General features: G+C 65.5%; 18 protein-coding genes. 15 read left to right on the top strand and 3 right to left on the bottom strand.

The window, feature by feature from the left end; genetic code table 11:
* Positions 1-3 precede the first annotated feature (3 nt).
* The 8 genes from mshC (at position 4) to FPP74_RS01845 (ending at position 8,209) form a co-directional block, all read left to right on the top strand.
* A complete protein-coding gene (gene mshC / locus FPP74_RS01810; protein WP_144716976.1) occupies positions 4-1,224 on the top strand; it encodes a cysteine--1-D-myo-inosityl 2-amino-2-deoxy-alpha-D-glucopyranoside ligase in 1,221 nt (406 codons plus the stop codon).
* Positions 1,225-1,233: 9 nt separating this feature from the next.
* A complete protein-coding gene (locus tag FPP74_RS01815) occupies positions 1,234-1,638 on the top strand; it encodes a hypothetical protein (protein WP_095536154.1) in 405 nt (134 codons plus the stop codon).
* Entirely contained in the window at positions 1,604-2,317 is a 714-nt protein-coding gene (locus tag FPP74_RS01820) for an HAD family phosphatase (RefSeq protein ID WP_255456031.1), read from the top strand. The genes FPP74_RS01815 and FPP74_RS01820 overlap by 35 nt, the downstream gene beginning before the upstream one ends.
* 11 nt (positions 2,318-2,328) lie before the next feature.
* Positions 2,329-2,592: a phosphoribosyl-ATP diphosphatase gene (locus tag FPP74_RS01825; protein WP_095536153.1), complete on the top strand. Its 264-nt coding sequence runs from the start codon at positions 2,329-2,331 to the stop codon at positions 2,590-2,592.
* 33 nt (positions 2,593-2,625) lie between these two features.
* Complete coding sequence (gene hisG / locus FPP74_RS01830; protein ID WP_144717018.1) at positions 2,626-3,474, top strand: ATP phosphoribosyltransferase; 849 nt, start codon at positions 2,626-2,628, stop codon at positions 3,472-3,474.
* 61 nt (positions 3,475-3,535) lie between these two features.
* Positions 3,536-4,960: an aspartate ammonia-lyase gene (gene aspA, locus FPP74_RS01835; RefSeq protein WP_095554930.1), complete on the top strand. Its 1,425-nt coding sequence runs from the start codon at positions 3,536-3,538 to the stop codon at positions 4,958-4,960.
* Positions 4,961-5,147: 187 nt separating this feature from the next.
* On the top strand, positions 5,148-6,455 hold the full coding sequence (locus FPP74_RS01840) for an anaerobic C4-dicarboxylate transporter (RefSeq protein WP_095536831.1): 1,308 nt from the start codon (positions 5,148-5,150) through the stop codon (positions 6,453-6,455).
* Between the two features lie 53 nt (positions 6,456-6,508).
* Positions 6,509-8,209 carry a formate--tetrahydrofolate ligase gene (locus FPP74_RS01845; RefSeq protein WP_144716980.1) on the top strand — a complete coding sequence of 567 codons (1,701 nt, stop codon included), beginning with the start codon at positions 6,509-6,511 and terminating at the stop codon, positions 8,207-8,209.
* Here the strand turns inward: FPP74_RS01845 and FPP74_RS01850 are convergent.
* Entirely contained in the window at positions 8,206-9,030 is an 825-nt protein-coding gene (locus FPP74_RS01850) for a RecB family exonuclease (RefSeq protein WP_370511782.1), read from the bottom strand. The genes FPP74_RS01845 and FPP74_RS01850 overlap by 4 nt on opposite strands.
* A gap of 26 nt (positions 9,031-9,056) precedes the next feature.
* On the opposite strand from FPP74_RS01850, the gene FPP74_RS01855 reads away from it, so the two are divergent.
* The 4 genes from FPP74_RS01855 (at position 9,057) to FPP74_RS01870 (ending at position 13,790) form a co-directional block, all read left to right on the top strand.
* Complete coding sequence (locus FPP74_RS01855) at positions 9,057-10,280, top strand: M18 family aminopeptidase (protein WP_144716982.1); 1,224 nt, start codon at positions 9,057-9,059, stop codon at positions 10,278-10,280.
* A gap of 15 nt (positions 10,281-10,295) precedes the next feature.
* Positions 10,296-11,129, top strand: coding sequence for a tRNA (adenine-N1)-methyltransferase (locus tag FPP74_RS01860; protein WP_095276590.1), 834 nt, complete (start codon positions 10,296-10,298; stop codon positions 11,127-11,129).
* A gap of 30 nt (positions 11,130-11,159) precedes the next feature.
* Complete coding sequence (gene arc / locus FPP74_RS01865) at positions 11,160-12,710, top strand: proteasome ATPase (RefSeq protein WP_144716983.1); 1,551 nt, start codon at positions 11,160-11,162, stop codon at positions 12,708-12,710.
* 99 nt (positions 12,711-12,809) lie between these two features.
* The gene (locus FPP74_RS01870; RefSeq protein ID WP_144716984.1) at positions 12,810-13,790 is read left to right on the top strand and encodes a bile acid:sodium symporter family protein; all 981 of its coding nucleotides are present in this window, start codon (positions 12,810-12,812) and stop codon (positions 13,788-13,790) included.
* A gap of 1 nt (position 13,791) precedes the next feature.
* Here FPP74_RS01870 and FPP74_RS01875 read toward each other — a convergent pair whose 3' ends face one another.
* A complete protein-coding gene (locus tag FPP74_RS01875; RefSeq protein ID WP_255456032.1) occupies positions 13,792-15,120 on the bottom strand; it encodes a PLP-dependent aminotransferase family protein in 1,329 nt (442 codons plus the stop codon).
* A gap of 115 nt (positions 15,121-15,235) precedes the next feature.
* On the opposite strand from FPP74_RS01875, the gene pdxS reads away from it, so the two are divergent.
* Entirely contained in the window at positions 15,236-16,120 is an 885-nt protein-coding gene (pdxS, locus tag FPP74_RS01880; RefSeq protein WP_095276602.1) for a pyridoxal 5'-phosphate synthase lyase subunit PdxS, read from the top strand.
* A gap of 106 nt (positions 16,121-16,226) precedes the next feature.
* Here the strand turns inward: pdxS and FPP74_RS01885 are convergent, their stop codons facing one another.
* Positions 16,227-17,714, bottom strand: a complete 1,488-nt coding sequence (locus FPP74_RS01885) for a peptide MFS transporter (RefSeq protein WP_095276604.1) — start codon at positions 17,712-17,714, stop codon at positions 16,227-16,229.
* Positions 17,715-17,781: 67 nt separating this feature from the next.
* On the opposite strand from FPP74_RS01885, the gene dop reads away from it, so the two are divergent.
* Both dop and FPP74_RS01895 read left to right on the top strand, forming a co-directional pair.
* Complete coding sequence (gene dop / locus FPP74_RS01890; RefSeq protein WP_144716986.1) at positions 17,782-19,293, top strand: depupylase/deamidase Dop; 1,512 nt, start codon at positions 17,782-17,784, stop codon at positions 19,291-19,293.
* Between the two features lies 1 nt (position 19,294).
* Positions 19,295-19,483 (top strand): ubiquitin-like protein Pup, encoded by a 189-nt coding sequence (locus tag FPP74_RS01895; RefSeq protein WP_186439360.1) that lies wholly within the window; start codon positions 19,295-19,297, stop codon positions 19,481-19,483.

Raw genomic sequence — 19,483 nt, forward strand, 5'->3', positions numbered from 1 at the left:
GCCATGCAATCCTGGCCTACTCCTCATGTCGCTGCTGTTGCTGGCATCCCTCGCCCCCTGCAGCTGTACGACACCGCGGATCGACACGTTCACGCCGTCGACGTCACGCCGAACGCCAACGGGGAGGTGGGCATGTACGTCTGCGGCATTACCCCGTACGATTCCACGCACCTCGGGCACGCCGCGACCTATCTGACCTTTGACCTGGTGCACCGACAGCTGCTGGCCAACGGCCACAAAGTGCATTACGTCCAGAACGTCACCGACGTGGACGACCCCCTCTTCGAGCGCGCGGATCGTGACGGCGTGGACTGGCGCGAGCTCGGCCGCAGCCAGATTGCCCTGTTCCGCAGTGACATGGAGGAGCTCTCCGTGATACCGCCGCGCGACTTCATCGGCGCGATGGAAGCTGTCGACGAAGTTGCCGCCATGGTGCAAACGCTGCTGGACAACGGTTCCGCCTACCGCCTCGACCAGGGCGACGTGTACGCGTCGATTCACGCCACCAAGCAATTTGGCTACGAGTCCAACTACGACCGCGCCACGATGGAGAAGTTCTTCGCAGAGCGCGGCGGCGACCCCGATCGCGAAGGCAAGCAGGATACGCTCGACGCACTGGTGTGGCGCGGCCCCCGTAAGGGCGAGCCCGCGTGGCAGACCAAGATCGGCCCGGGGCGCCCCGGATGGCACGTCGAGTGTTCCGCCATTGCGACCAACCGATTGGGGCGCACCTTTGCCATCCAGGGCGGCGGTTCGGACCTCGCCTTCCCGCACCACGAGTTCTCCGCCGCGCACGCGGAGGCGGCCTACGCGGAACCGCGCATGGCGGGCCACTACGTGCACTCGGGCATGATCGCCCTCAACGGCGTGAAGATGTCCAAGTCGCTGGGCAACCTCGTGTTCGTGCACAAGCTGACCGCGCAGGGACACAGCGCCGCCGCGATCCGACTCGCCGTGTTTGCCGGGCACTACCGCGAGGACCGTGACTTTTCCTACCGCGGCCTCGAGGCCGCAGAGCAGCGCCTGGCCCGCTGGCAGGAGCGACTCGCGCAACCCGTCACGGAGGCGGAAGCGCTGGCCAACGTCAACGAGCTGCGCACCGCGCTGGCGGACGACCTGGACACCCCGCGCGCCCTGCGGGTGTTGGACATGGCCCGCGGCGACCACGACAACATCCTGGTGAACGCGATCGACGGCCTGCTCGGGGTGCGCGTTTTCGCGTAGTCGATCACAATGGGAAGCATGACGCAACCAGAGACCTCGATTCGCGCCCGACTGCAGCCGGACGTTGACCAGTTCATCGATGACCTCCGCACCTTTGCCACCGGCTCCTACCTGCAAGAAAGCGACAAGGAGCTGTGGGAGCAGCCGTTCGACCCGGAGGCGCTGCCGGAGCTCAAGCAGATCATCGAAATGTTCCTTGACGCATTCGACCTCATTGAGTCATCGCCGGACGGAGAGCGGTTGAAGGCCCTCGTGCAGCCGTTCTACGACAACCTGGAGCAGTTCAACGCCAAGCACGAGTACGCGGTGCTCGAACCGGAGGAGAAGTCGGAGCTTGCGGACGTGGTCCGTCGCGCCGCAATCGCGTCCGGCGCGGACGATGAGGCCCTCGGGGAGCTGCCCGACTTTGAGTAGCGCGATCGCCGCTCCAGCAGCCATCTTCTGGGACATGGACGGCACTCTCATCAACACCGAACCCCTCTGGGCGGAGGCCACGTTCGAACTCTCGGAGAAGCTCGGACGCAGGCTGTCCCCTGAAGAGCGCAAGAAGACCGAGGGCGCGAGCTTCGCGGAATCCCTGGGCATCTGCGCGCGGTGGGCGGGCTACGAGCTTGCCAACGGCGAGCAGGACGAGCTCCGCGCCTGGATGTACCAGCGCATGGCCGAGAAGTTGGCCGGCGGTATCGAACTCAACCCGGGCATCCGCCCCCTGCTCGAACAGCTGCGCGCTGCCGGGGTGCCCATGTTTGTCACAACGAACACGGAGCGCACTCTGGCGGACCGCTGTATCGCGGCCATCGGCGCGGCACTGTTCACGGACTCCATCACGGGCGACGAGGTCACCCACCCCAAGCCGGCGCCCGACATGTACGAAGAGGCAGCGAGCCGGGTTGGTGCTCCCACCGCGGAGTGTCTCGTCGTGGAGGATTCCTGGACTGGCATGTCCGCCGCCGCGGAGTCCGGGTGCCGCGTCCTCGGGCTCGGCGACCCGGTCCCGAGCGGGGTCTACCAATTCGACCCGGCTCGCTTTGTCGGCGCCACCGCGGAGGATCTCTTTTCCTGGTTTGCCACGGCGGCGCGCGAGGTCCGCTAAGGTTTGAAGGCGTGAAATCCTTCGATGACCTTTTCGCAGAACTGACCCAAAAGACCGCAGACCGCCCGGCTGGGTCCGGCACGGTTGACGCCTTGGACAAGGGCGCGCATTTCATTGGGAAGAAGATCATCGAGGAAGCCGGCGAGGTCTGGATCGCCGCCGAATACCAGTCGGACGAGGAGCTGGCCGAGGAGATGAGCCAGCTGCTCTATTGGACGCAGGTGATGATGCTCAAGCGCGGCCTCACCCCGGACGACCTGTACAAGTACCTCTAGATCCCCAGCGGAGAACCACCCATGGAGAAATCGTTGATCAAGCTCGCCGTTCCAAATAAGGGTTCGCTCTCGGAGCACGCGCTGCAGGTGCTCAAGGAGGCCGGGTACAAGGGCCGCGGCGCGAACAAGGCGCTCAATATTGTTGACGAGCCCAACGGCGTCGAGTTCTTCTTCCTCCGCCCGAAGGACATCGCCATCTACGTTGCCCAGGGCCACCTCGACCTGGGAATTACCGGCCGCGACCTCGCCGCAGACTCCCGCGCGCAGGTCGAGGAAGTCCTGGACCTCGGGTTCGGCTCCTCCACCTTCCACTTTGCCGCGAAGCAGGGTGAGCAGTGGGCGGTCGAGGACCTCGCAGGCAAGCGCATCGCCACCTCCTACCCACACCTCGTGGAGGACTACCTCGCCCAGCGCGGGATTACCCCCAGCCAGGTCATCCGCCTCGACGGGGCAGTGGAGATCTCAATCAAGCTCGGCGTCGCCGACGTGATCGCGGACGTCGTCTCCACGGGCGCCACCCTCCGCCAGCAGGGGCTCGCTCCGTTCGGCGAGCCGATTATTTCCAGCGCGGCGGTTGTCGTGAAGCGCCAGGGCATGCAGCTTGACGACGCCCACGTGAAGGTCCTCAACCGCATCGAGGGCATCCTCAACGCGCACAACTACCTGATGATCGACTACAACGTCTGCCGCGATAACCTCGACGCGGTACTGGCGCTGACCCCGGGCATCACGGGGCCGACGGTCTCGCCGCTGTCGCGCGAGAACTGGGTTGCGGTCCGCGCGATGGTCCCGCGCGCGACGGCTAACCAGGTGATGGATCAGCTGGCTGAGCTGGGCACAGAGGGCACGATCGCCACTGAGCTGCGCATCGCGCGCCTCTAGTTTTCACCCCCGAAGCGGGCAAATGATGAGCGGTAAAAGTCCGTTCCGTACGATGGTCCGCATGACGACTCGCAAAGAAGAAGACCTGCTCGGCACGATGGACGTCCCGGCGGACGTCTACTACGGCATCCACACCCTGCGCGCCATGGAGAATTTCCAAATCTCCGGCGAAACGATCAACGATGTGCCCGATTTTATTCGCGGCATGGTGCAGGTGAAAAAGGCTGCGGCGCTGGCCAACCGCCGCCTGCACGCACTGCCCAAGGCGAAAGCGGAGGCGATCGTGTGGGCCTGCGACCAGATCCTGGAAGAGGGGCGCTGCATGGACCAGTTCCCGATCGACGCGTTCCAAGGCGGCGCCGGCACCTCGGTGAACATGAACACCAACGAGGTCGTGGCGAACCTTGCGCTGGAGCACATTGGCAAGGGCAAAGGCGAGTACAGCGAGATCAACCCGAACGACGACGTGAACATGTCGCAGTCGACGAACGACGCGTACCCGACCGGCTTCCGCCTCGGCTTGTACTACGCCGTCCAGGGCCTCATCGAGGAATTCGACCTCTTGCAGAAGGCGTTCCGCGCCAAGGGCGATGAGTTTGCGGACATCATCAAGATGGGACGTACGCAGCTCCAGGACGCCGTCCCGATGACGCTGGGCGAGGAGTTCACCGCCTTCGGCGAGAACCTGGGCGAGGAGAACCGCACGCTGGTCAACGCGGCGAACGTGCTCCTGGAGATCAACCTGGGTGCGACCGCCATCGGCACCGGCATCAACACGCCGAAGGGCTACCGCGACCAGGTTGTTGCGGCGCTGCGCGAGGTCACCGAGCTGGAGATCCAGGCGTCCCCGAACCTGATCGAGGCGACCTCGGATACCGGCGGCTACGTCATGATGCACGGCGCGATCAAGCGCGCTGCGATGAAGATGTCCAAGATCAGCAACGACCTGCGCCTGCTGTCCTCCGGGCCGCGCGCCGGCCTCAATGAGATCAACCTGCCGGAGCGCCAGGCCGGCTCGTCGATCATGCCGGCGAAGGTGAACCCGGTCATCCCCGAGGTAGTCAACCAGGCCTGCTTCAAGGTGTTTGGCAACGACCTCACCGTCTCCATGGCGGCGGAGGCCGGCCAGCTGCAGCTCAATGTGATGGAGCCGGTGATCGCTCAGTCACTGTTCAGCTCGATTTCGCTCCTCTCCAACGCGGCGCGCACGCTGCGCGAGAAGTGCGTCACCGGGATCACCGCCAACAAGGAGGTGTGCGAGGCCTACGTTGCCAACTCGATCGGCATCATCACCTACCTCAACCCGGTGATTGGCCACCACAACGGCGACCTGATTGGCAAAGAGGCCGCGGCGACCGGCCGCGGCGTCCGCGAGCTCGTCCTGGAGAAGGGGCTGCTCAGCGAGGAGGAGCTCGACGCGGTGCTAAGCAAGGAAAACCTCATGCACCCGGAGTACCGCGGGAAGCTCTACGTCGACGAAGACTAGGCCGACATCAAGCACGCCACATTGATCGGGGGTGCGCGGGTGCCGGTGGCGTGGCGTCGATAGGCGCAGGCACCCGCGTTGCAGGGGAGGAGCACGCACCGCGAGTTGGAATGGTCGTACCATCCGGGCGATAATGGTACGCGATTTATATTCGTTGAACTCGTGAGGGGAATGGTCTGTGTCGCTGCTGCTCGTCGTGCACATCATCATCCTGTTCGGCGCCATTGTGCTGGGCGCGCGGATGGGGTCCATCGCTATCGGTTTCGCCGGCGGGCTCGGGGTGCTGCTCCTCGGCGCGACCGGCATCCCGGTGAGCGCGGAAGCGATCCCGTTCGACGTCATCGGCATCATCATGTGCGTGATCGCGGCGATCTCCGCCATGCAGCTCGCCGGCGGAATGGACTATCTGGTGTACCTGGCGGAGAGGTTCCTGCGCAGCAACCCGAAGCGGGTGACCGTGTACGCGCCGGTGGTCACCTGGCTGATGACGGTGCTGGCGGGCACCGGCCACACCGCCTTCTCTACGCTCCCCGTGATCGTTGAGGTGGCGAAGGAGGGCAAGGTGCGTCCGTCGCGGCCGCTTTCTGTCGCGGTCATTGCCTCGCAGATGGCTATTGTGGCCTCGCCGATCTCCGCGGCCGTCGTGTTCATGGCCTCTCTCCTGGAGGATCACGGGGTGGGCTATCTGCAACTACTCGCGGTGATGCTCCCGGCGACGCTGCTGGCCATCTTCCCCACGGCGTGGCTGGCCAACCGCCTGGGCAAGGATCTCGAGGACGACCCCGTGTACCAGCAGCGTGTGGCTGACGGGCTCGTCGCGCAGCCGCAGGCGTCCGCGGAGTTCGCACCGAAGGCGGGCGCGAAAACCTCGGTGGGCATCTTCGTCGCCGCGATCCTCATCGTGATGGCCTACGCCACGTTGATCTCGGACCAGATCGGGCTCATTCCGAACCCGACGGTGCCGCGCAACGAGGCCATCATGGCGATCATGCTGTCAGCCGCCGCCATCATCCTCTGGGTGACCAAGCACGCAGCGGCCGAGGTGCTCACCACCCAGGTGTTCCGCTCCGGGATGTCCGCCTGCGTGTGCGTCCTGGGCGTGGCGTGGCTCGGCACGACGTTTATCAACTACTACATCGACGACATCCAGGCGGTCGCCGGCACCGTTTTGCAGGCGCAGCCGTGGCTGCTGGCCGTGGTCCTCTTCTTCGCCGCGTGCCTGCTGTACTCGCAGGCGGCAACGGCGAAGGCGCTCATGCCGGCAGCGCTCGCCATCGGAGTGAGCCCGCTCACCGCCGTCGCCGCCTTCCCGGCGGTCTCGGCGCTGTTCGTGCTGCCGACCTACCCGACGCTGCTCGCGGCGGTGGAGATGGATGACACCGGCAGTACCCGCATCGGCAAATACGTTTTTGACCACCCGTTTATCGCCCCCGGCGTCGTCTGCATCTCCACGGCGATCCTGCTGGGGTACGGCATCGGCGCCCTCGTGCTCTAACGACACATCGCACGGGGGGGGGTGGCGTCCCTGGCACCGGGTACTGTGGTGGTATGTCAGACACCACAGCAACGCAATCTGCGTCCCAAAACCACACCCCGAAATCCGACGTTGAGATCGCGCAGGCGCACCAGCTCGCGCCCATCGCGGACATTGCGGCGAAGGCCGGCGTTTCGGCCGACGCGCTCGTCCCGTACGGCACGCACATGGCCAAGGTCGACGTGACCAAGCACCCGGGTCAGCCGAAGGCGAAGCTTGTCCTGGTCACCGGCGTGTCCCCAACTCCCGCCGGGGAGGGCAAGTCCACGGTGCTCATCGGGCTTACCGACGCCCTCTCGCTCCTCGGCCACAACGCCATGGTCGCGCTGCGTGAGCCCTCCCTCGGCCCCGTCATGGGGATCAAGGGCGGCGCGGCCGGTGGCGGCTACGCGCAGGTCGTGCCGATGGAGGACATCAACCTCCACTTCACCGGTGACTTCCACGCCATCACCTCAGCCAACAACACGCTCGCGGCGCTGATTGATAACCACATCCACCAGGGCAACGAGCTGGGCATCGACCCACGTCGCGTCACTTGGCAGCGCTGCCTGGACGTGAACGACCGCTCCCTGCGCAACGTGGTCACCGGCCTCGGCGGGCCGACCAGCGGTGTTCCGGCACAGACGGGGTTCACCATCACCGCCGCCTCGGAGATCATGGCCATCCTCGGCCTGGCCACGGACCTGCAGGACCTCAAGCGGCGCCTGGCCAACATCACCATCGGCCTCACCTACGACCAGAAGCCGGTCACCGCGGGCGACCTCGGCGCGGAGGGGGCGATGGCGGCACTGCTCAAGCAGGCGATTCACCCGAACCTGGTACAGACCCTCGGCGGCACGCCCGCGTTTATCCACGGCGGCCCCTTTGCCAACATCGCGCACGGCTGCAACACGCTGCTGGCCACCCGCACCGCGATGCAGTACGCGGACATCGTGCTCACGGAGGCCGGCTTCGGCTCCGACCTTGGCGCGGAGAAGTTCTTTGACATCAAGGCACGCTACGGCGACCTGGACGTCGCCGGTGCAGTCGTCGTCGCCACCGTGCGCTCGATCAAGTACAACGCCGGCATCGCGCGCGAGGAGCTCAAGCAGGAAAACGTCGATGCGCTGGAGCAGGGGATTGCCAACCTGGAGCGCCACGTGGACAACATCCGCAAGTTCGGCGTAACCCCGGTGGTCGCCCTCAACCGCTTCGACACGGACACGCCGGCGGAGCTTAAGTGGGTCCGCGACTGGGCGGAGCGCACCGGCGTGGCCATCGCGGAGGCCGACGTGTGGGCCAAGGGCGGTGAGGGGGCCACGGAGCTGGCGACCACGCTGCTGGACAACTTGACCGAGGGCACGTCCACGCAGCTCTACGACCCGGCCAACGGTATAGAGGCCTCTATCGAAACCATCGCGCGCGAGATCTACCGTGCAGACGACGTCCAGTACTCGGCGGCCGCCCTGCGCGACCTCAAGATGCTCAAGGACAACGGCTTTGACACGCTGCCGGTGTGCGTGTCCAAGACGCAGTACTCGTTCTCGGACGACCCGCAGCAGCTCGGCGCCCCGGAGGGACACACGCTGCACGTGCGCAACCTCATCCCGCGCACCGGTGCCGGGTTCGTCGTCGCGCTGACCGGCGACGTCATGACCATGCCCGGCCTGCCCAAGAAGCCGGCGGCGAACAACATCGACGTCGACAGCGAGGGTCGCGTCTCCGGGCTGTTCTAATCCTCTGGCGAGGTGGTGCCGTCCGCCGCGGAGCCCGGCCAGCCCGGGTACTCCGGCGGCGTTCCGCCGAACTCGGGGCACAGGTCCTGGAATGCGCACCAGCCGCACAGCTTGGACTTCTTCGGCCGGAAGTGACCGTCCTTCCCGTCCGCCTCGATCTTCGCCCACAGGTCCGCGAGGTCGCGCTCGAAGTACTCCAGCTCCTCGCGCGACGGGGTGAGGATCATCGAGTCCATAACCTTGAGGTACATCAGCCGCAGCTGGGTGGGGATGGTCTGGAACAGCCGCCAGTACACGAGCGCGTAAAACCGCATCTGGAACTGCGCGTCCTGCGAGTAGCGGGGCAGTGGCTTCTTCCCGGTCTTATAGTCCACCACGCGAACCTCGCCCGTGGGCGCGATGTCCACACGGTCGATGAATCCGCGCACGGGCACCCCGTTGGGCAGGACGGTGTTCACGTACATTTCCTGCTCGTGCGCGTCGAAACCGAGCGGATTTTCCATGTGGAAGTACCCGCGAAGCAGCTCGCGTGCGGCTTGGAAGAGCGCCAGTTCGTTGTCAATCGGCTCCGCGCAGCTCGGGTCCTTCTCGCACATTTCCTCCCACGCCGGTTTGATGCGCTTGACGGCGGCCGGGAACGTGCGCTCCTCGCGCGGCCAGCCGAACATTTCCTCGAGCACCGCGTGCACCAATGTACCTTTGACCTGCGCTTCCGTGGTCGGCTCCGGAATCTTGTCAATGGTGCGCAGCCGGTATTGCAGCGGGCAGCGCTGGTAGTCGGAGGCGCGGGACGGGGAAAGTGCGAGCGGTCGTGGAGTCATCGTGTCCCACATCTTAGAGTGGAGGTATGCACGCTCGCTTCATCGACTTCCTCCACACCAGCCCCAGCGCCTTCCACGCCGCGCACAACGTCGCGCAGGCACTCACCGCGCAGGGCTTTTCGCTTATCGACGCCACTTCGCCCGCCCCCGCCGACCCGGCCGCACCCGGTGGCCACGTCCTGGTCGACGGCGGCGCCGTGATCGCGTGGTGGGTCCCCGAGCACCCGCGCCCGCGCTTCCGCATCGTCGGCTCCCACACGGACTCGCCGGGCCTGATGGCCAAACCGCAGCCGGACTTCCAGCGCGAGGGCCTGCGCCAGGTGGCGGTGGAGGTGTACGGCGGACCAATCCTGCAGACGTGGCTGGACCGAGACCTGCGATTTGCCGGACGGGTGGTCACCGATGATGGCGCGCAGCACCTCGTGGATACCGGCGCCGTCGCCCGCGTGCCCAACCTGGCAATCCACCTCTACCGCGCCGACGCGCCCACCGTGGAGCGCCAGGCGCACACGCCGCCCGTCCTCGGCGGGGATCGACCGCTCATGGAGCTCGTCGGTGAATCTGCCGGCGTGGACCCGCAGCGCATCGTGTCCCACGAGCTCATCACCGCCGACGCGCAGCGCGGCGAGCTGCTCGGGGACCTGCTCGCCGCCGGGCGCCTGGACAACCTTTCCAGCGTGTGGGCGTCGCTCGAGGCGCTGCTGGCCGCGAAGGACACCGCCCAGGACATCCTGGTGCTCGCCGCATTCAACCACGAGGAAGTCGGCTCCGCGTCGACCACCGGTGCCGGCGGCCCGCTCCTCGAGCGCGTGCTGACCCGCATCGCCCGCGAGGTCGGCGAGCCCTTCGACGTGTTTGCTGAATCGTTCCAGGTCTCCGCGGATGCCGCGCACGCCGTCCACCCGAACTACCCGGAGAAGCACGACCCAACGCACCGGCCGCGCCTCAACGGGGGGCCGGTGCTCAAGATCAACGCGAACCAGCGCTACGCCTCGGACGCGGTCACCGAGGCGGAGTGGCTCCGCGCCTGCCGCGCGGCCGAGGTGCCCTCGCAAACCTTCGTGGGCAACAACAGCGTGCCCTGCGGATCCACGATCGGACCGATCTCATCGACGCGCATGGGCATCCGCACCGTCGACGTGGGTGTGCCGCTGCTGTCGATGCACTCGGCGCGCGAGCTGTGCGGCGCGCGCGACATGGAGTACTTCGTCCGCGCGCTCACCGCGTTTTACGGTGCGCGAGCCGAGTAGGGCATACTTAGGCGCATGTATTCAGGCCCGTTCCAAGCAGGTGACAAAGTCCAGCTCACCGACGCGAAACGCCGTCACTTTACGATCCAATTGGTCGAGGGCGGCCAGTTCCACACGCACAAGGGCATCGTCATGCACGATGACATCATCGGCGCGGACGAAGGCTCGGTGGTCAAGTCCACGCTGGGCAGTGACTACCTGTGCTTCCGCCACCTCCTGGTCGACCACGTGCTGTCCATGCCGCGCGGCGCCGCGGTGATCTACCCCAAGGACGCCGCGCAGATCCTGGTGGAGGGCGACATCTTCATGGGCGCGCGCGTGCTGGAGGCGGGCGCGGGCTCCGGCGCGCTGACCATGTCGCTGTTGCGCGCGGTCGGGCCCGAGGGCCGGGTGTTCTCCTACGAAATCCGAGACGACCACCTCGCCTTTGCCAAGGACAACGTGGCCGATTACTTCAACGGCACCCCGGAGTGGTGGACCCCGCGCTTAGGCGACTTCGGCGAGATCACCACCGAGGACCTCGACGGCCCGGTCGACCGCGTCATCCTGGACATGGTCGAGCCCTGGCACTTCATCGACACGGTGAAAAACGTACTCATCCCCGGCGGCGTGTTCATGACGTACGTGGCCACCGTGCCGCAGCTGATGAACATCATGGAAGCGATCCGCGAGGCGAAGTGCTTCACCGAGCCGCGCGCCTGGGAAACGCTGCTGCGTGAGTGGAAGGTGGAGGGCCTGGCCACCCGTCCGGAGCACCGCATGAACGCGCACACGGCATTTCTCGTGTGGACCCGCAGGCTTGCCGACGGCGTCACGCCGCCGCGCCCGCAACGCCGGGCACGCAAGTAGCTGTTACCGGCACCCACTAGTGTGGTGGGTATGGCTGGCAACACAATCAACGACGACGCATTCGGCCCGGAGCTGCGGGAACTCAAGCGCGAGAATCAGGCGATGAGCTCGCGGAACAAGAAGTTGGCGGAGCTGCTTAAAGCGAGCCGCGACAAGCTCAACGACCTGTATGCGCAGGTGGAAGCACTCGGCGAGCCGGCGTCGACGTACGGGGTGTTCCTCGAGGGATCCCCGCGCGGCCACGAGGCCGAGGTGTTTACCTCCGGACGCCGCATGCGCGTCAAGGTCGCGCCGACCGTGTCGCCGGACGCGCTGCGCCCGGGCACGCTGGTCCGCCTGGGCGACGGCGCCATCGTCGTCGAGTCCTGCGGGTACGAGGCCGTCGGCCAGCTCGCCACCCTGTCCGAGAAGATCAACACCGAGCGCGCGATCGTGGCGGACCAACAGGGTGCCGAGCACCTGGTCTACCTCGCGCAGCCACTCCGGGAGCACGCACGCGCAGGCGATACGGTCCTGGTGGACACCCGCGCCGGGTACGCCTTCGAGCGCGTCCCTAAGACCGAGGTCAACCAACTTTCCCTCGACGAGGTTCCGGACGTCACCTACGCCGACATCGGTGGCCTGAGCTCGCAGATTGAGATGATCCAGGACTCGGTCGAGCTCCCGTTCTCGCACCCGGACCTCTACCGAGAGTTCGACCTCACCCCGCCGAAGGGACTATTGCTCTACGGCCCGCCCGGGTGCGGCAAGACGCTTATTGCCAAGGCCGTGGCCAACTCGCTGTCGCAGCGCATCGGCGACGGGGGACAGGCCCACTTCATCAACGTCAAGGGCCCCGAGCTGCTGAACAAGTTCGTCGGTGAGACCGAGCGACGCATCCGCCTTATCTTCGAGCGCGCCCGCGAGCTGGCCGAGGGCGGCCGCCCCGTCATCGTGTTTTTCGACGAGATGGAGTCCATCTTCCGCACCCGCGGCTCCGGGGTCAGCTCCGACATGGAAACCACCGTGGTGCCGCAGCTGCTCACCGAGATCGACGGCGTCGAGGGTATCGCCAATGTGATCGTCATCGGCGCAACCAACCGCGAGGAGCTCATCGATCCCGCCATCCTGCGCCCCGGACGCCTGGACATCAAGGTCCGCGTCTCGCGCCCGAACCGCGCGGAGGCCGAAGACATTCTCGCCCGCTACATCACGCCAGCTATCCCGCTCGCTGCGGCACCCGAGGAGCTCATCGCCGCGGCCGCCGACGCCATGTTCGCCCCGCGTCCGTTTGTGCGCTTGGAGCTTGTCGACGGCACATCGCAGCTCCTCCACTATTCCGACTTCATCTCCGGCGCGATGATCGCCAACGTGGTGGACCGCGCGAAGAAGCTGGCGATTAAGGACTGGATCGGGGCGGTGGGCGTCGATAAGCAGCCCAGCGCGGTGCAGAAGGGGATTACCGCGGAGCATCTCCGGGCGGCCGTGCGCGCTGAGCAGGACGAGAGCGAGGATATGCCGAACACGGCGAACCCCGATGAGTGGGCGCGCATTTCCGGCCGGCAGGGCAAGCGAGTGGTGGCCGCGGAGGTCGTCGGGTAGCAATCGGGCGAAACGCCCAAACATGTGCGCGGCATCACTTATACTCACCCATATTCCGTTATGCGGAATTTCATCCCACAGAGTGAGTAGGAGTTCGCCATGAGCACACAGGAAGATCGCTCGGCAGCCATCGCCGTCGCCGCGTTCCCGGCCTTTATTCTACTCGGTTCGGTGCTCGCGTTTGTCGCGCCAGGGCCGTTCCTCCCGCTGACCAGCTTCATCACGTACTTCCTGATGATCATCATGTTCGGTATGGGGCTCACGCTGACCATCCCGGACTTTAAGGAGGTGGCAAAACGGCCCGTCCCGATCGCCATTGGCGTCGTCGCGCAGTTCGTGATCATGCCGCTCGGCGCGGTCGCGGTGGCCAAGCTCCTAGGCCTGAGCCCTGCGCTCGCAGTGGGGCTGCTCATGCTGGGCTCGGTTCCCGGCGGCACCTCCTCGAACGTGATCGCGTACCTGGCCAAGCGCGATGTGGCGCTATCCGTGGCGATGACGAGCGTTTCCACGCTGCTCGCCCCGATTGTGACCCCAGTTATCATGTTGCTACTCGCCGGCGCTGACATGGCGGTGGACGGCGCGGGGATGGCCTGGTCGCTCGCGCAGACCGTGCTCATCCCGGTGATCGGCGGGATCGCGCTGCGCTACGCGCTCGATGCGTGGATGGGCAAGATCGCTCCGGTGCTGCCGTGGATCTCCATCCTGGGCATTGGCGGCGTGGTCTTCCCAACCGTGGCGAAGAACCGCGAGGCGCTCATCGAGGTCGGGCTGCTCGTGTTCGCGGCGGTGCTGCTGCACAACGCGCTCGGCTACCTGCTGGGCTACTTCACGGCGAAGGTGACAGGGCAGCCAGAGAGCTACCGCCGGACGGTGGCGATCGAGGTGGGCACGCAGTCGGCGGGTCTTGCAAGTGGCATGGCCGGCAAGTTCTTCTCCCCAGAGGCGGCGCTGCCCGGCGCGGTCGCCGCGGTGCTACACAACATCACCGGCGCGATCTACGCCTGGGCAGTACGCCGGAAGGCGGGGACACCTGCCGGCGAGCCCCCGCGTCGCGCTGAGGTCGCGGCCGCAGCTGGCTAGGTCAGGCCGTCTTTCCCGGGTGGATGGCCTCGAGCGCGTACTCGAAGTCCTCATCCGTCAGGTGCGAAAAGCTCAGGACAAGCCCATCCCCACCACCCGACCACAGGCTGGACTCGTGGCCGCACTCCACGCCGCTGGCGGCAAGCTGGTCCTCGAACTGTTGCCGCAGCGCAACGGTGGGAAACTCGGCGGTAATGTCCGCGCCGCCTGCTTCCGGCACGGTCACCCGCGCGCCGCGCGCCTCCAGGGCGGGGACCACCGCGGCGGCAACGGCTTTGCGCCGTCGCGCGAGCCGATTGTGTGCTGCACGCGCGTTTCGGCGCACGTACCCGCGGTCGAGGAGGTGCGCGATGGCGCGCTGCGTCACCGTGGCCACAGGCATTCCCAGGAGCTCTCGGGTCTCTCGCAGCGCGGGAGCAAGCGTGGGGGAGGCCACGACATACCCCGCGGCGAGCTCGCGGGAGAGGAGCGTGGAGAACGTGCCGAGCGTGAGCACGTCGGCGCCCGGTGACAGCGCCGCGAGCGGGGGCTGTGGCGAGATGAGGTAGCGCAGCTCGGTGTTGAAGTCGTCCTCGATGAGCACGGCGCCGGTCCGCGTTGCCCAGTTGAGCAGGGAGGAGCGGCGCGAGGCGCTCATCGCACCGCCAAAGGGGTACAGGTGGGACGGAGTGACCAAGAGCGCGTTGAGGCGGTCTGAAAGCTCGCCCACGACCACCCCGCCGGGATCGGTGGTGCAGGGGACCACCTCGTGTCCGCTGAGGGGGATCACGCGACGCAGGCCGGGGTGGCCCGGGTCTTCAACGCCCACGCGCAGCCGCGACCCCAGTGTGTACAGGATGAGCTGCAGCCCTTCGCGCGATCCTCCAGTGACCACCACGTGTGCGGGGTCGACCTGTATGCCACGCGCGAGGCGCAGGTGCTCGGCGATGGCGGCTCTGAGTTCTGGTTCTCCGGTCTTATCCAGGCTGGCACCGTCCGCGTTAAGGGCGTCCCTCCAGGCCTTGCGCCACGCGGCCGGGCGCACTGCGCCGGCGCTGCCCGCGGACGGCCGCAATGACACCCGAGGGCGGGGTGTCGTCCTTGGGCGCGTGTCGCGCTGCGGCTCCTGCGCCGGTGGCGCAAGCGTGAGCGCCGGGTGGATCCGAGTCGGTGCGCCCTGTGCAGCGAGAAGGAAGCCCTCACTGATGAGTTGGTCGTAGGCGGTAACGACCGTGCCACGGGAGACGCCGAGCTGGCGGGCGAGTGCGCGTGTGCTGGAGACCGTGTCTCCGGGCTGCAGCGTGCCGTTGGTAACGGCGAGCCGAATCTGCTGTGCGATCTGCGTGGGCAAGGGGATAGGCAGCTCGGCGGAGATGCTAAGGAGTACATGATCACCAACTGGTACAAGGAATGAAAATGATACTGGACCTTGGAATCTACCAGTTGTGCTCAGACAATGGAGCACTATGACAGATTTCACCAAGTTTGCAGAACTCACCAACTCGTTCAAGGGCGGCGTGATCATGGACGTCGTCACGCCGGAGCAGGCGAAGATCGCCGAAGCGGCCGGTGCCGTGGCCGTCATGGCGCTCGAGCGCGTTCCCGCGGACATCCGCGCCGAGGGCGGCGTTGCTCGCATGTCCGACCCCGACCTCATCGAGGGCATCCTGAACGCCGTAAACATCCCGGTGATGGCGAAGGCCCGCATCGGCCACACCATGGAGGCGCGCGTCCTCGAGCACCTGGGCATCCACTACATCGATGAGTCCGAGGTGCTCAGCCCCGCCGATTACGCCCACCACGTGGACAAGCGCGCCTTCGACGTTCCCTTCGTCTGCGGCGCCACCAACCTCGGCGAGGCGCTGCGCCGCGTTAACGAGGGCGCCGCGATGATCCGCTCCAAAGGCGAGGCCGGCACCGGTGACGTCTCCGAAGCCACGAAGCACATGCGCGCCATCCGCAGCGAGATCGCAGCGCTGCAAGCCACCTATAACGCCAACCGCGACGAGCTCTACGTCGCCGCAAAGGAGCTCCAGGCACCCTACGAGCTGGTGTGCTACGTCGCGGAACACGGCAAGCTGCCGGTACCGCTGTTTACCGCCGGCGGCGTCGCAACGCCTGCCGACGCCGCGCTGATGATGGAGCTCGGCGCCGACGGCGTCTTCGTCGGCTCCGGCATCTTCAAGTCCGGGAACCCGGAGGCACGCGCCAAGGCAGTGGTCAAGGCCGTGCGCAACTGGGACGACATCGCCGTCGTCACCGAGGCGTCCCGCGGCCTGGGCGAGGCGATGGTGGGCATCAACGTTGCTGACCTGCCCGCACCGCTCCGCCTGGCAGAGCGCGGCTGGTAGCGCACGCCCCGTTCGTCGCGGAACTGAGGTAACGAGGAAAGCCGGCCCCGAGGGGCCGGCTTTGTGGTTGGGATGGGGACGCGGTGGCGTCGTGAAGCGAGGCGCGCTAGCGCACGTCGACGAACTTCTTCAGCACCCAGCGACGAATCGAGATCAACACTACGCCAAGCACAATGGTGATCACCGACAGCGTAATGAAGAACGTCCGCTCGGCGGAGGCATCATCAGGGTTGTACAGCGAGCCGAGCACGCCAGATAGCGCCGTGCCCATAGACAGCGACATCAACCAGGCAGCAAACAGCCGAGATTTAAACGCCTCAGGTGCTACCTTCGTTGCCAGCGAGTTGCCCACAGGAGACAACAGCAGCTCGCCCATCGTGAACATAAAGAGGATAAGCACCAAGACCAGCAGCGGCGTCGACTTCGGACCACCACCCGCGTACGGCAGGAAGAAGAAGAGCGCGCTACCTGTAACCAAGTTTGCCACACCAAACTTCACCGCAGATGACCACTGGCGCTGCCCCAGCGCAGTCCACATGGCTGCAAAGATGGGGGAGAAGACCACGATGAAGAAAGGGTTAAACGCCTGTACCTGGGCCGGCGTGAGCTCCCACATCAAGAAATTCAGGTTAGCGCGCTGATCGGAGTAGACCGCGACCACAGTGAATTGGGATTGAAAGATCGCGAAAAACGCCACAGAACCAAACAGGAGCGGAATGTAGCCGGTTAGACGCGACTTCTCAGCAGGGGTAACTTCATCAGAGTGGAACATTTCCCACAACAGGTAAATCGTGGCGATAAGAGCGATAGCAAACACGATCCACGACAGCGATCCGAGCGGAACAATGCCGGTGACCAGCAGCGCGACTACGACAACAACGACAGCAATTGCACCAATCGCCCACACACCACGCCGCTCGCGCGGCAGTGGATTTGGAACTTCAGATCCGACAGCGCCGATGGAAGACTTCCGCATAATGATGTACTGCGTCAGTCCCATTGCCATTCCGATCGCGGCAAGCCCAAAGCCCCAGTGGAAACCGGCCTTGCCCCACACTAGGCCAGTCAACGCCGGGCCAAATAGGGAACCAATATTGACCGACATGTAGAAGATGGAGAAGCCAGCGTCTCGGCGGGGATCCTCACGCGAGTACAAATCGCCGAGCACCACCTGCGAGGACGTTTTGACTCCACCGGAGCCTATACCGATGCACACCAAGCCAGTGGCAAGGCCTAGACCGCCAGGCACAAGGGCGAGGACGATGTGTCCGACCATCACCAGGATCGCGGAGTAGAACAGTGTGCGCTCCGCGCCAAGCAACCGGTCACCCACAAACGAGGCGACCAGCGCCATCATGTAGACGAAGCCACCGTAAGCGCCCACGAGGTTAAGCGCCGTGGTCTGGTCAATGCCCAGCCCGCCTTCGGTGGTGGAGTAGTACATGTAGAAGGCCAGGAGGGCCTGCATGCCGTAGAAGCTGAAGCGCTCCCACAGCTCAATGCCGAAGAGGTTAGCGAGTCCCCAGGGCTGACCGAAGAATTTACGTTCCTTCGGCACTACACCTGGGTCGCTTGCGAGGGTCTCAGAACTCATGTAAATAAAATACGCCAGTATGCATTTTTCACACAAATAGGCATACCAACGAGTACGGTAGTTCAGTATGACACGTTACATGGGGACCGAGACCGAGTACGGGATCACGACCCCGGACGACCCGTCGATAAGCCCGCTGCTCACCTCGACGCACGCGGTGGTGGCGTATGCCGCAATGAATACGGCCGCCCGCTCCCGCTGGGACTACGAGGAGGAAGCACCGCTCAAAGACACCCGCGGGTTCGATCTGCAGCGCTACCGCACGGTTCCCGTGGTGGACCCGAACGCGATGGGCGTGGCCAACGTGGTGACCACCAACGGCGCGCGCTACTACGTCGACCACGGCCACCCCGAGTACTCCTCGCCGGAGGTGTCCAACGCATGGGACGCGATGATCTATGACGCTGCCGGGGACTACGTCCTCAACAAGGCCGCGGCGGACATCCGCGAGCTGTGGGAGCAGCAGGTCAGCGTGCTGGACAAGACCGCGCCGTGCCCGCCGCTGAAGTTTTACAAAAACAACGTTGATGGCAAAGGCCAGTCGTACGGCAGCCACGAGAACTATCAGTACTCCCGCCAGACCGACTTCTCGCGGCTCACCCAGGCGCTCGTCCCGTTCTTCGTCACCCGCCAGGTCATCATCGGCGCAGGCCGCGTGGGCATTGGCCAGGAATCCGAGCGCGACGGCTTCCAGATCTCGCAGCGCGCGGACTACTTCGAGCAGGAAGTCTCCCTGGAAACCACGCTGAACCGCGGCATCGTAAACACCCGCGACGAGCCACATGCGCTGGCCGAGAAGTTCCGCCGCCTCCACGTCATCGTTGGCGATGCGAACATGAGCCAGTACGCTAACTTTCTCAAAATGGGGATGACCAAGCTCGTACTCGACTGCATCGAGGCTGACGTCGACTTCAGCGACCTGCGGCTGACCAACGCCGTCGACGAGATCAAGCAGGTCTCCCACGACCCAACGTGCACGCATCGCCTGTTGCTTGTCGACGGGCGCCGGCTCACCGCAATCGACCTCCTGCGCGAGTACCGCGACCGTGCCGCAGCACTCCCGGACCTGGACGAGGTCGATGCAAAGGTCCTGCGCCTGTGGGGCGAGGTGCTTGACGACCTCGAGCGCGACCCGCTGTCTACCGCGGACCGCCTCGATTGGACGGCGAAGTGGGCCCTCATCAGCCGGTACCTGGAGCGCGGCGTACCCATCTCGGACCCGAAGCTCAAGCTGATTGACATCCAATACGCCGACATTGACCCCGCGAAGTCGCTGTACCACGCCCTCGTGCGCAAGGGACAGATGCGCACGCTCGTGGGCGAGGACGCAATCCGCCGCGCAGTGACCGTGCCGCCGGAGGACTCCCGAGCGTGGTTCCGCGGCAAGGTGAGCGAAAAGTTCGGCGAGGTCATCATCGCGTCGAGTTGGCAGTCCGTCCTCTTTGCGGTGGGCGACCAGCCGATCCGGTTCCCCATGGACGAGGTCGACGGCTTGACCAGGGCGGAGGTCGGCGAGCTTATCGAGCGCGCCGAGACCGTCGAATCACTACTGAAAGGATTAGAATCGCACCATGTCTGACATGTCTAAGCAGCAGATTGTACAAGGTGGCAACCACGGCGACGACGGCGCGGACGAGGGCGCCGTTGATGCCGGGCAGGCCCAGCTGAACACCTCTGGCACCGACGACATCCTCGACGAGATTGACGCCCTGCTGGACACCAACGCCGAGGAATTCGTGCGCTCGTTCGTGCAGAAGGGCGGGCAGTAA

Origin of the sequence: Corynebacterium sp. NML180780 (assembly GCF_007786415.1) — a bacterium.
In the GTDB taxonomy this organism is placed as follows: domain Bacteria; phylum Actinomycetota; class Actinomycetes; order Mycobacteriales; family Mycobacteriaceae; genus Corynebacterium; species Corynebacterium gottingense.

What these genes read in the sequence shown, in the direction of transcription:
- mshC (WP_144716976.1), top strand. Translation starts at nt 4, where the DNA reads ATGCAATCCTGGCCTACTCCTCATGTCGCTGCTGTTGCTGGCATCCCT.
- FPP74_RS01815 (WP_095536154.1), top strand. Translation starts at nt 1,234, where the DNA reads ATGGGAAGCATGACGCAACCAGAGACCTCGATTCGCGCCCGACTGCAG.
- FPP74_RS01820 (WP_255456031.1), top strand. Translation starts at nt 1,604, where the DNA reads ATGAGGCCCTCGGGGAGCTGCCCGACTTTGAGTAGCGCGATCGCCGCT.
- aspA (WP_095554930.1), top strand. Translation starts at nt 3,536, where the DNA reads ATGACGACTCGCAAAGAAGAAGACCTGCTCGGCACGATGGACGTCCCG.
- FPP74_RS01845 (WP_144716980.1), top strand. Translation starts at nt 6,509, where the DNA reads ATGTCAGACACCACAGCAACGCAATCTGCGTCCCAAAACCACACCCCG.
- FPP74_RS01850 (WP_370511782.1), bottom strand. Translation starts at nt 9,030, where the DNA reads ATGACTCCACGACCGCTCGCACTTTCCCCGTCCCGCGCCTCCGACTAC.
- FPP74_RS01855 (WP_144716982.1), top strand. Translation starts at nt 9,057, where the DNA reads ATGCACGCTCGCTTCATCGACTTCCTCCACACCAGCCCCAGCGCCTTC.
- FPP74_RS01860 (WP_095276590.1), top strand. Translation starts at nt 10,296, where the DNA reads ATGTATTCAGGCCCGTTCCAAGCAGGTGACAAAGTCCAGCTCACCGAC.
- arc (WP_144716983.1), top strand. Translation starts at nt 11,160, where the DNA reads ATGGCTGGCAACACAATCAACGACGACGCATTCGGCCCGGAGCTGCGG.
- FPP74_RS01870 (WP_144716984.1), top strand. Translation starts at nt 12,810, where the DNA reads ATGAGCACACAGGAAGATCGCTCGGCAGCCATCGCCGTCGCCGCGTTC.
- pdxS (WP_095276602.1), top strand. Translation starts at nt 15,236, where the DNA reads ATGACAGATTTCACCAAGTTTGCAGAACTCACCAACTCGTTCAAGGGC.
- FPP74_RS01885 (WP_095276604.1), bottom strand. Translation starts at nt 17,714, where the DNA reads ATGAGTTCTGAGACCCTCGCAAGCGACCCAGGTGTAGTGCCGAAGGAA.
- dop (WP_144716986.1), top strand. Translation starts at nt 17,782, where the DNA reads ATGACACGTTACATGGGGACCGAGACCGAGTACGGGATCACGACCCCG.
- FPP74_RS01895 (WP_186439360.1), top strand. Translation starts at nt 19,295, where the DNA reads ATGTCTAAGCAGCAGATTGTACAAGGTGGCAACCACGGCGACGACGGC.